This is a genomic window from Kocuria rhizosphaericola, assembly GCF_044462205.1.
Classification (GTDB): domain Bacteria; phylum Actinomycetota; class Actinomycetes; order Actinomycetales; family Micrococcaceae; genus Kocuria; species Kocuria rhizosphaericola.
On sequence record NZ_JBISWK010000108.1, the window covers coordinates 1 to 11719 of the forward strand.

Consider the following 11719-nt stretch of genomic DNA (forward strand, 5'->3'; position numbering starts at 1 on the left):
CCGCGGACGGTGCGGGGGTCTGCGGGCGAGGGGCTCAGCGTTCGCGCTCGCCGCGGATGAAGGCCTCCAGGTTGGCCCTGGCCACGTCGTCGGGCTGCTGCTCGTGCGGGGACTTCATGAAGTACGCCGAGGCCGAGGTCAGCGGACCCCCGATCCCGCGGTCCGCCCCGATCTTCGCCGCCCGGATCGCGTCGATGATCACCCCGGCCGAGTTCGGCGAGTCCCACACCTCCAGCTTGTACTCCAGCGAGATCGGGGCGTTGCCGAAACCGTGGCCCTCCAGGCGCACGAAGGCGAACTTCCGGTCCTCCAGCCACGGCACGTGGTCCGAGGGACCGATGTGCACGTCCTTGGTCCCGAACTCCTTCTCCACGTTGGAGGTCACCGCCTGGGTCTTGGAGATCTTCTTGGACTCCAGCCGGGTGCGCTCGAGCATGTTCATGAAGTCCATGTTCCCGCCCACGTTGAGCTGGTAGGTGCGGTCCAGCACGTAGCCGCGGTCCTCGAACAGCTTTGCCAGCACCCGGTGGGTGATCGTCGCCCCGATCTGGGACTTGATGTCATCACCGACGATCGGCACCCCGGCGGCGGTGAACTTGCCCGCCCACACCGGGTCGGAGGCGATGAACACCGGCAGGGCGTTGACGAAGGCCACCCCCGCCTCGATCGCGGCCTGGGCGTAGAACCGGTCGGCTTCCTCCGAGCCCACCGGCAGATAGGACACCAGCACGTCCACCTGCGCGTCCTTCAGCGCCTGGGCCACGTCCACCGGGGGCTCGGTGGACTCCTCGACCACCTCCCGGTAGTAGGACCCGAGCCCGTCCAGGGTGGGCCCGCGCTGGACGGTGACCCCGGTGTGGCCGACCTCGGCGAAGACCATGGTGTTGTTCTGCCCGGCGGTGATCGCCTCGCACAGATCGACCCCGACCTTGGCGGCGTCGACGTCGAAGGCGGCCACGAACTCGATGTCGGACACGTGGTAGTCGCCGAGGACCACGTGCATCAGACCGGGCACGGTGGCGCCCGGATCGGCGTCGGCGTAGAAGTGCACGCCCTGGATCAGCGACGAGGCGCAGTTGCCGACACCGGCGACGGCCACGCGAATGGGATGGTGGGACACGGGACTCCTTTGTCTGATCGTCTGGTCCTGTCCCCGGCGCACCGGGCGGAGGCCAGAGCGGGGGCCCGGCACCCTGCCGGGCAGGACCCAGCGCTCCAGTCTAGTGCCCCTCAGCAGCGGGTGCGGCCGGACGGTCCGTCGCCCCCGTCGGGCTCACAGCGCGCTGAGGAGCAGGCCGAGGGCGAGCACCAGGAAGAGCATGCCGGCGGCGAGCTCCACCGCTGCCCCGTGCCGCCGGAAGCCCGCGGCCAGCCGCTGGACCGAGCCGACCCACGCGACCGCCGTGAACCAGGCGAGGCCCACGGCCACGAGCAGCGCGAAGACCAGGGCCGTCTCCCACCACAGCGCACCCGCCGGGACCACGTTGGCGAACAGCGCCACGAAGAAGATGATGGCCTTCGCGTTCGAGAGATTCGTCACGAGCCCGAGCACGAAGCCCCGCCCGGGCGTGACGCGGCCACCGGGCGGTGCCTTCGGCTCCTCCGGGACCGCACCGGGGCCGCCGCCCGCTGCGCTCGGCACCCGGGCGGGCGCGGCCCGCGCGACGAGTCCCGCCCGGATCCCGTTCACGCCCAGCCAGCCCAGGAACAGCGCCCCGGCCACCTGGATGATCCGCTGGACCGTGTCCGCCTGGCCGATCAGGACGGTCACCCCGGTGAGGGAGAGCGTGATCCACACCAGGTTGCCGGTCATCACGCCCACCGCGGTGAGCACGCCGGCCGCCCGGGAGCCCAGCGACGCGTTGCGCAGGATCACCAGGACGTCCGGGCCGGGGGCGACGATCCCGGCGATCCACAGCCCGAGCAGGGCGAGGTACTGCGAGGCCTCCACGGCTACCGGGCCCCGCCGCTCACGCGGTCTTGGAGTCGCGGGCGCCCGCCCAGATGTTGATGTCGGAGTCCGTGGCCAGCCGGTCGATCGCCTCCAGCTCCTCCGGTGTGAAGGACAGGTGGCGCACGGCGCCCACGCTGTCCTCGAGCTGCTGCGGCGAGGAGGCCCCCACGAGCGCGGTGCTCACCTGGCCGTCCGCCTGCTCGCGCAGCACCCACGCGATCGCCATCTGGGCCAGGCTCTGCCCGCGCTCGGCGGCGATGTCGTGCAGGCCGCGGACCTTCTCCAGGGTCGGGTCGGTCAGCCACTCCGGGTTCAGGGACTTCTCCGCCGCGGCCCTGGAGCCCTCCGGGACGCCCTGGAGGTACCGGTCCGTGAGCATGCCCTGGGCCAGGGGGGAGAACACGATCGAGCCCATCCCCGCCTCCGTCAGGGCGCCCAGCAGCGAGGTCCCCGACGGGCCGGGCGACTCGATCCACCGGTTGAGCAGCGAGTAGGACGGCTGGTGGATCAGCAGCGGCGTGCCGAGCTCGCGCATGACCTGCTGGGCGCGCAGGGTCAGCTCGGCGTTGTAGGAGGAGATCCCGACGTACAGGGCCCGCCCGGAGCGCACGATGTGGTCGAGGGCCCGCATGGTCTCCTCGAGCGGGGTGTCCGGGTCCGGGCGGTGGTGGTAGAAGATGTCCACGTGGTCCAGGCCCATCCGCCGCAGGGACTGGTCGAGGGAGGACACCAGGTACTTCCGCGAGCCGCCGAAGCCGTACGGGCCCGGCCACATGTCCCACCCGGCCTTCGAGGAGATCACGAGCTCATCCCGGTACGGGGCGAGGTCCTGCGCCAGGATCCGCCCGAAGTTCAGCTCCGCCGCGCCGGCCGGCGGGCCGTAGTTGTTGGCGAGGTCGAAGTGGGTCACGCCGAGGTCGAAGGCCCGGCGCAGCGTGGCGCGCTGGGTGCCGAGCGGCTTGTCGTCGCCGAAGTTGTGCCACAGCCCGAGCGAGATCACGGGCAGCTTGAGGCCGGACTCGCCCACGCGGCGGTACGGCATGGTCTCGTACCGGTCCGGGGCCGGGAGGTAGGGGACATCGGGTCCGTAGGTGCGCACGGCGGCCTTTCGGGGGTCGGGGGAACTGTTCGTTGGACGGTCGTGGGGGCTCAGTAGCGCACGACGGCCGCGCCGTGGGCGGGCAGCGCCGCGACGGCTCCGCCGCCGGTCCCGGCGGTCAGCGACACGTCGCCGGAGCCGAAGAGCACCTCGGCGTCCTGGCGGCCGGGGAACGGGACCCGCGCGGGCTCGGCGCCGAAGTTCAGCAGCACCGCGACCCCGTGGTCGGAGCCCGGGGCCGTGGCCCGGCGCAGCACGAACCAGCGGGCGTCCTCGTCGAGGTCGGTGCCGATCGTGTCGAAGCGCGGGTCGGTGAGCTCGGGCACCGCGCGCCGCAGCGCGATGAGCTCGCGATAGGCGGCCAGCACCCGGGCGTGGTCGTCCCGGCCGGGCTCGTCCCAGTCGAGCTTCGAGTCCGTGAACGTGCTGGGGGCCTGCGGGTCCGGGACCGTGTCCTCGTCCCAGCCCATGGACGCGAACTCCGCCTTGCGGCCCTTCGCCACGGCCTCCCCCAGCTCGCGCTCGGGGTGGGCGGTGAAGAACTGCCACGGGGTGGACGCGCCCCACTCCTCCCCCATGAACAGCATGGGGGTGAACGGCTGGGTGAGCAGCAGGGCGGCGCCCAGCACCAGCTGGTCGGGCGTGAGGCTCGCGCTGATCCGGTCCCCCGCCGCGCGGTTGCCGATCTGGTCGTGGTTCTGAATGCACGTGACGAACTGCCACGGGCGCACCCGCTGCTTGTCGACCGGCCGGCCGTGGTGGCGGCCGCGGAAGACCGACATGGTGCCGTCGTGGTAGAACGCGTCCCGCATCACCTTGTCGAGGGTCCCGAGGGCGGCGAAGTCGGCGTAGTAGCCCTGCGTCTCCCCGGTGAGCGCCACGTGCGACGCGTGGTGGAAGTCGTCGAGCCACTGCGCGGTCATGCCGAGGCCGTGGGCCGTGGTCGGCGTGATCATCCGGTGGTCGTTGAGGTCGGACTCCGCGACGGTGAACAGGGGCTTGCCGGTCTCCACGCCCACGCGCTCCACGAGCTCGGCGATCTCCTCGAGGATGTGCACGGCCCGGTGGTCCTGCAGGGCGTGCACGGCGTCGAGGCGGAACCCGTCCACGTGGTAGTCCCGCAGCCACATCTCCACGTTGTCGAGGATGTAGTCCCGGACGCCGTCCGAGCCCCAGCCGTCGAGGTTGATGAGGTCGCCCCAGGTGCTGGAGCCCGGCTTGAAGTAGTCGGCGAACAGGGGCAGGTAGTTCCCGGACGGGCCCAGGTGGTTGTAGACCACGTCCTGGATCACGCCGATCCCCTTCTGGTGGCACGCGTCCACGAAGCGCTGGTAGGCCGCGGGCCCGCCGTAGGACTCGTCCACGGTGTACCAGAGGACCCCGTCGTAGCCCCAGTTGTGCTCGCCGTTGAACCCGTTGACGGGCAGCAGCTCCACGAAGTCCACGCCGAGGTCGGCGAGGTGGTCGAGCCGCTCGACCGCGGAGTCCAGGGTGCCCTCCGGGGTGAACGTGCCGACGTGCATCTCGTAGACCACCGAGCCGGCCAGGGTGCGGCCGGTCCACGCGCCGTCGCCCCACCGGTGCGCGGAGGCCTCGAACGTGCAGGAGAGGTCGTGCACGCCCTGGGGCTGGCGGCGGGAGCGCGGGTCCGGGAGGACCTCGGAGACCTGGGAGCGCTCCTCCGCCGTGCCCTCGTCGAAGGTCTTGCCCAGCAGGTAGCCGTAGCGCACGGTGCCCTCGGGGACGTCGACGCCGTCGGGCAGGGTCCACCAGCCGTCGCGGCGCGCCGCGGTGCCGGCCGGCGAGTCCTCGGGCAGGTCCGCGGCGGGGACCATGTCGTGGTCGCCGCCCTCGATCCGCACGGTCACCGCCCTGGCGTGCGGGGCCCAGACGTCGAAGCGGTTCAGGTGGTCGCGGGTGTTCATGGAGGTTCAGGAGTCCTTCCGGCGCAGCAGCGCCACGGGGTAGTCGGCCAGCAGCCGGGACAGCGGTACGGTGCCCGTGTGCAGGCGGCGGGTCAGCACGTCCTCGAAGTCGCCCGAGGGCAGGTCGAGGGTCTCGCCGTCGAAGCCGCCGGCGGCCGCCAGGCCCAGGGGCAGGCGGGTGGCCACGGTCACGGCGCCGCCGCGGTCGAACGCGAACACGTGCCCGGCCAGGGGACCGGAGGCGACGAGCGGGGTGTAGCCGGTGAACAGCTCGGGGCGGTCCCTGCGCAGCCGCAGGGCGCGGCTGGTGACGAGCAGCTTGGCGGCGGCGTCCGGTCCCACGGCGGGGATGCCGTCCGCGGTGCCGCCCACGGGGGTGTCCAGGCGGGCGAGCTTGGCGGCCCGCTCCCCGAAGTCGACGGGACGGCGGTTGTCGGGGTCCACGAGGGACTCGGCCCACAGCTCGGAGCCCTGGTAGACGTCCGGGACGCCGGGCATCGTGAGCTGGACGAGCTTGGCGGCCAGCCCGTTCGCCCATCCGGCCGCGGTGACGTGCACGGCGAAGCCCTCGACCACGGCCCGCATCTGCGGGTCGTGGAAAACGAGCTCGACGAAGCGGGTGAGCCGCTGCTCGAAGTCCGCGTCCCCGTCGACCCAGGCGGTGGAGTTGCCGGCCTCGCGGGCCGCCTTGAGGGCGTAGTCGAGCGCCCGCTCCTGCGAGACGGGCCAGGCGCCCACCACGGCCTGGAGCACGAGGTTCACGAGCGGGCCGTCGCCGACCAGGGCCCCGGCCTCCCCGGCGAGCCTCTTGACGGTGCCGACCACGCCGGCCCACTGCTCCCCGGCCTCGGCGAGCACGGTGATCCGCGCCCGCACCGCCTCCGAGCGCTTGGTGTCGTGCGTGGACAGCGCCGTCATGGCCAGGGGCTCCTCGGCGGCCCGCCGGGCGAGCTCGGCGTGCGCCTCCTCGGGCGTCACGGCGAAGTGCGACGGGTCGCCGCCCACCTCGGTCAGCGACGTCAGGCGGGGGAAGCGGTAGAACGCGGTGTCCTCCACGCCCTTGGCCATGACCATCCCGGAGGTCTGCTGGAAGCGGCGCGCGAGCTCACCGAGCTCCGCCTCGTCGGTCGCGTCGACCCCGAGCAGCCCGCCCAGGGTCCCGATCTCGCCGGAGAGGTCCGGGCGCTGCTCCCGGGCCGCCTCGAGGGCCGCCCGCAGGTGCTCGGCGCCCTCGGGCAGGTAGCTGCGGTAGACGGGGAAGTTCGCGAGGATCTCCGCCAGCGCGTCCACCGCGACGTCGCGGTCCAGGCCGGCGTCCTCGGGCACGAGGCGTGCCAGGCGCCGGACCTCGGCCAGCAGCGCGCCGTCGGCCATGGCGCGCTTGGTGCCGTGGATCAGCTCGTCCCAGTGGACGGGCTCGCCGTCCCGCAGCCGGGCGTCCAGGCTCGTGAGCGCGTACTCCCCGGCCGGGTCGGTGAGCAGCCGGTCGAGCACGCCGAGGGCGTCGTAGCCGGTGGTGCCCTCGGTGGCCCAGTCGCGGGGCAGCCGCTCGCCCGGCTCGAGGATCTTCTCCACGACGACGTAGGCGCCGCCCGTGAGCTCCTTCAGCTGCTCGAGGTACTGCCGCGGGTCGCGCAGCCCGTCGGGGTGGTCGATGCGGAGGCCGTCGACGAGGCCCTCGTCGATCCACCGCTTGATCTCGGCGTGGGACTCGTCGAAGACCTCCGGGTCCTCGACGCGCACGCCGGCGAGCGTGGCCACGGTGAAGAACCGGCGGTAGTTGAGCTCGGCGTCGCCGCGGCGCCAGTTCACGAGCTCGTAGTGCTGCCGGTCGTGGACGTCCTGCGGGTCGTCGCCCTCCGCCCACGTGCCCTCGGCCAGCGGGTACACGTTGTCGTAGTAGCGCAGCGTGCCGTCCTCGACCCGCAGCCGGGCGAGCTCGTCCTCGCCGTCGCCCAGCACGGGGATCAGCACCCTGCCGCCGCCGGCCGCCCACTCGACGTCGAAGGCCTTCGCGTACGGCGAGTCCTGTCCCTGCGCCAGGAGGGACCACCACCAGGGGTTCTGCTCCGGGACGGCGACGCCCTGGTGGTTCGGGACGATGTCCACGAGCACCCCCATGCCGCGGGCGTGGGCGGCGTCGGCGAGCGCCTTCAGCCCGGCGGCACCGCCCCGGACCGGGTCCACCTCGGCGGGGGACGCGACGTCGTAGCCGTGGTCGGAGCCGTCGACGGCCCGCAGGATCGGCGAGAGGTAGACCCAGTCGGCGCCGAGGTCGTGGAGGTAGTCCACGAGCCCGGCCGCGCGGTCGAGCGTCAGGTCGGAGGTGATCTGGAGTCGGTAGGTCGATGTCGGTGTGCGCACGGCTCCAGTCTGTCGGCCCGGCCCCGGAAACGCCAGCAGGCTGTCGACCCGTGTCCGGGTCGACAGCCTGCCGGGGCCGTCAGGTCACTGGTCCTGCGGGACCTTCGCGTACGCGGCCACGGAGGCGGCGACGGAGGCGTCGGGCTCCTCCTCGGGGGCCTCGTAGGCGCGCAGCACGACCATCGACTTGCCCTCGAGGACGATCGACGTGCGGGCCTTGCGGATCTGTCCGTCGGCGTACTTGCCCGCGGTGTCGATGACCTCCTCCCACTGCCGGCCGTAGCGCACCGGCGGGAGCTTGCACTTGACGGGCTCCGGGTTGGAGTTGAAGTACACGATGAAGTTCACGTCCGTGATGGGCCGCCCGCGCATGTCCACGCCGGCGATGCCGTTGCCGTTGAGCCACATCCCGAAGGAGCGGGACAGCGGCTCGTCCCAGTCGGCCGGCTTGAGCGGGGCCCCGTCCGTGTTCAGCCACGCGATGTCGGGCATCGGGCGGCCGGTGTCGTCCGCGTCCATCTCGACGGGCCGGCCGTCGAAGAACTCCGAGCGCCGGAACGTCGGGTGGTCGTGGCGCAGGTGGGTCACGGCGGCCACGAACTCGGTGAGCGGGCCGTCCATGGTGTCCCAGTTGATCCACGACAGCTCGTTGTCCTGGCAGTACGTGTTGTTGTTGCCGTCCTGCGTGCGGCCCAGCTCGTCGCCGTGCAGCACCATGGGCGTGCCCTGGGACAGCAGCAGCGTCGCGAGGAAGTTGCGCTGCTGGCGGGAGCGCAGGGCGAGCACCTCCGGGTCGTCGGTGGGTCCCTCCACCCCGCAGTTCCAGGAGCGGTTGTGGGACTCGCCGTCGTTGTTGCCCTCGCCGTTGGCCTCGTTGTGCTTCTCGTTGTAGGAGACGAGGTCGCGCAGCGTGAAGCCGTCGTGGGCGGTGACGAAGTTGATCGAGGCGAACGGACGGCGGCCGCTGTGCTCGTAGAGGTCGGCCGAGCCCGTGATCCGGGAGGCGAACTCGCCGAGGGTCGCCGGCTCCCCGCGCCAGAAGTCGCGCACGGTGTCCCGGTACTTCCCGTTCCACTCCGTCCACTGGGGCGGGAAGTTGCCCACCTGGTAGCCGCCGGGGCCGACGTCCCACGGCTCCGCGATGAGCTTCACCTGGGAGACGACCGGGTCCTGCTGGACGAGCTCGAAGAACGTGGCCAGCTTGTCCACGTCGTAGAACTCGCGGGCCAGGGCGGAGGCGAGGTCGAAGCGGAAGCCGTCCACGTGCATCTCGGTCACCCAGTAGCGCAGGGAGTCCATGATGAGCTGCAGCGAGTGGGGGTGGCGGACGTTGAGGGTGTTGCCGGTGCCCGTGTAGTCCATGTAGAACTTCTGGTCGCCCTCCACCGTCCGGTAGTAGGCCTGGTTGTCGATGCCCTTCATGGACAGCGTGGGGCCCATGTGGTTGCCCTCGGCCGTGTGGTTGTACACCACGTCGAGGATGACCTCGATGTCGGCCTGGTGCAGGGCGCGCACCATGGCCTTGAACTCCTGGACCTGGCCGCCGAGGTCGTTGGTGGAGTGGTACTCGTTGTGCGGGGCGAAGAACCCGATGGTGTTGTAGCCCCAGTAGTTGCGCAGCTGCTGGTCGAGCAGGGTGCTGTCCTGCACGAACTGGTGCACGGGCATGAGCTCGATGGCCGTGACCCCCAGTTTCTGCAGGTGCGTGATCACCGCGGGGTGGGCCACGCCGGCGTAGGTGCCGCGCTGCTCCTCGGGCACCTCCGGGTGCTGCTGGGTCAGGCCCTTGACGTGGGCCTCGTAGATCACGGACTTGTGGTACGGCGTGCGGGGGGTGCGGTCGCCCTCCCAGTTGAAGAACGGGTTGATCACCACGCCCATCATCATGTGGGGGGCGGAGTCCTCGTCGTTGAACGAGTCCTCGGCGCCGAAGTCGTAGGAGAACAGCGCCTGGTCCCAGTCGATCTGGCCGGAGACGGCCTTGGCGTAGGGGTCGAGCAGCAGCTTGGCGGGGTTGAAGCGCTGGCCCTCGGCGGGGTTCCACCGTCCGTGCACGCGGTAGCCGTAGCGCTGCCCGGGCTGGATGGTCGGGAGGTAGCAGTGCCAGACGTAGCTGTCCTGCGCCGCGACGTCGATGCGGGTCTCGGTGCCGTCCTCCTCGAACAAGCACAGCTCGACCTTCTCGGCGGCCTCGCTGAAGAGGGCGAAGTTCGTGCCGGTCCCGTCGAAGGTGGCTCCGAGGGGGTAGGGCTGACCTGGCCAGACTTCCATGGGGGATCTCCTGTCGTACCGCCGGGCAGGGGTCACCGTCAGCGGGCTGGGTATTGGGGCAAGTGGGATTAACCTTAGCCCGGCCGGGAGCCGCCCGTGTCCCGGGGGGCGGTGCCCCCGGGCGCGGGGCCGTGCTCAGCGGCCGGAGCGCAGGACCGTGCGCACGTTCGCGGACAGCGCCGTGGGCGGCACGGGCCCGAGGCCCTCGAGCCGGGACGCGTAGCCGTGCACGGCCACGGCGAGGGCCGCGGCCACCGCGAGGCGGGCGTCCCCGCGCGCCCACTCCCCCGCGGCGGCGAAGGCGTCCGGGTCCTCCGCGCAGCCCGCGAGCGCCGTGCCCATGATCCCCGCGAGGGTGTCCCCGCTGCCCGCGGTCGCCAGCCACGGGCTGCCGTCGGCCTGGGAGAACAGGGTCCCGTCGGGGGACGCGACGAGGGTGGTGGCGCCCTTGAGGACGACGACGGCGCCGGTCCCCTCCGCGGCCGCGCGCGCCCACCGGGCGGGCTCGGCCTCGATCGCCGCCCGGTCGGGGGCCTCCCCGCCACCGCTCAGGGCGGCGAGCCAGGCGAGCACCTGCTCGAGCTCCCCGGCGTGCGGGGTGAGGACCTTCCCCGGGCCGAGGATCCCGTCGGCGGCGGCCCGGGCCGCCGCGTCGAGCGCGCCGGCGTCGACGACCGCCGGCAGCCCGCCCGCGAGCACCGCGTCGATCCGGGACTCCTGGGCGGCGTCGCCCACGGCGCCGGGGCCCACGACCCACGCCTGGACGTGGACGTCGTCGGGGTGGTCCTCCGAGCCGACCACTTCGGGGCTGGTCAGGCAGACGAGGGAGCGGGTGGCGGCGTCGCCGAGGTGACGGACCATGCCGGCGCCGGCGTCCACGGCGGCGCGCGTGCACATCAGCGCCGCTCCCGGGTAGGTCGGGGAGCCGGCGACGACGCCCACCACGCCCCGGGAGTACTTGTGGGAGGCGGCTCCCGGGCGCGGCCACAGCGCCGCGACGTCGTCGGGCTCCAGGCGCCGCAGGGCGGGCGCGGGCAGGGCGTCCTCGATCCCGAGGGGCACGGTCCGCACCTCGCCGCACCAGCGGTCCCCCGGCGGGAGGAACAGTCCGGCCTTGGCGCCCGCGAACGTCACCGTGACGTCCGCGGGCAGGACCGGTCCGTCCACCGCGCCCGTGTCGGCGGAGACGCCCGAGGGGACGTCGCACGCCACGACCGCCGGTCGCCCGTCGCCGGGCCACCGGTCCAGGGCCGCGCGGACGAGCTCCGCCGCCGGCCCGCGCAGCCCGCCCCGGGCGCCGGTGCCCAGCACGGCGTCGAGCACGAGGTCGGCGCCGAGCACGCGCTCCACGGCCTCCCCGAGCGCGGGGCCGCCGTCCCCGGCGCGCAGCACCCGTCCCCCCGCGGCCGCGAGGGCCGCGGCACCGTCGGGGTGCAGCCGGTCGCCGACCGCCACGGCGAGCACGGAGGCGCCGCGGCGCGCCAGCTCCGCCCCGGCCCACAGTCCGTCCCCGCCGTTGTTGCCGGTCCCGGCGAGCACGACCACGCGCGCGCCCGCGATCCGTCCCCGGCGCCCGCGCAGGCGCTGCGCACAGACCAGGGCCAGTCCGTGGGCGGCGCGCCGCATCAGGGCGGGGCCCTGCCCCCGGTCGAGGAACGGCGTCTCGGCCGCGCGCACCTGCTCCCCGGTCCAGGCCGCGATCACGCGGGCTCCCCGGTGCGCTCGGCGATGACCATGGCCATCGCGATCCCGCCGTCGTGCGTCATGGTGAGATGCCACCGGTCGATGCCCTGCCGGCGGGCCTCCTCCGCCACCGTCCCCTCGGTGCACAGCACCGGGGCTCCGGAGGGGTCCTTCTCGATCCAGCAGTGCTGCCAGATCATCCCGGGCGGCGCCTTGAGCGCCTTCGCCGCCGCCTCCTTGGCGGCGAAGCGCGCGGCGAGCGACCGGACGTGCAGGTCCCGCTCGAGCGGGGTGAACAGCCGGGCCACGAGGCCGGGGGTGCGGACGATCTGCTCCTCGAAGCGGGCGATGTCCACCACGTCGATGCCGGTGCCGATGATCATGGGGTCCAGCCTAACGACCGCCGGCCCGCCGCCCGGGGAG

The 11719-nt window shown here is 73.0% G+C and carries 8 protein-coding genes; all 8 read right to left on the reverse strand.

Annotated features, from left to right (window positions below):
* Positions 1 to 34: 34 nt before the first annotated feature.
* Positions 35 to 1120 (reverse strand): inositol-3-phosphate synthase, encoded by a 1086-nt coding sequence (locus tag ACH9D2_RS11010; RefSeq protein WP_396362874.1) that lies wholly within the window; start codon positions 1118 to 1120, stop codon positions 35 to 37.
* A 153-nt stretch (positions 1121 to 1273) separates the two neighbouring features.
* Entirely contained in the window at positions 1274 to 1951 is a 678-nt protein-coding gene (locus ACH9D2_RS11015; RefSeq protein ID WP_396362875.1) for a LysE family transporter, read from the reverse strand.
* Positions 1952 to 1970: 19 nt separating this feature from the next.
* Positions 1971 to 3053: an L-glyceraldehyde 3-phosphate reductase gene (mgrA, locus tag ACH9D2_RS11020; protein WP_396362876.1), complete on the reverse strand. Its 1083-nt coding sequence runs from the start codon at positions 3051 to 3053 to the stop codon at positions 1971 to 1973.
* 50 nt (positions 3054 to 3103) lie between these two features.
* Positions 3104 to 4978, reverse strand: a complete 1875-nt coding sequence (gene treZ / locus ACH9D2_RS11025) for a malto-oligosyltrehalose trehalohydrolase (RefSeq protein ID WP_396362877.1) — start codon at positions 4976 to 4978, stop codon at positions 3104 to 3106.
* Positions 4979 to 4984: 6 nt separating this feature from the next.
* Positions 4985 to 7342, reverse strand: a complete 2358-nt coding sequence (treY, locus tag ACH9D2_RS11030) for a malto-oligosyltrehalose synthase (RefSeq protein WP_396362878.1) — start codon at positions 7340 to 7342, stop codon at positions 4985 to 4987.
* Positions 7343 to 7426: 84 nt separating this feature from the next.
* Complete coding sequence (glgX, locus tag ACH9D2_RS11035) at positions 7427 to 9613, reverse strand: glycogen debranching protein GlgX (protein WP_396362879.1); 2187 nt, start codon at positions 9611 to 9613, stop codon at positions 7427 to 7429.
* 135 nt (positions 9614 to 9748) lie between these two features.
* A complete protein-coding gene (locus ACH9D2_RS11040; RefSeq protein WP_396362880.1) occupies positions 9749 to 11317 on the reverse strand; it encodes an NAD(P)H-hydrate epimerase in 1569 nt (522 codons plus the stop codon).
* The gene (locus ACH9D2_RS11045) at positions 11314 to 11679 is read right to left on the reverse strand and encodes a holo-ACP synthase (RefSeq protein ID WP_396362881.1); all 366 of its coding nucleotides are present in this window, start codon (positions 11677 to 11679) and stop codon (positions 11314 to 11316) included. The genes ACH9D2_RS11040 and ACH9D2_RS11045 overlap by 4 nt, the downstream gene beginning before the upstream one ends.
* Positions 11680 to 11719 lie beyond the last annotated feature (40 nt).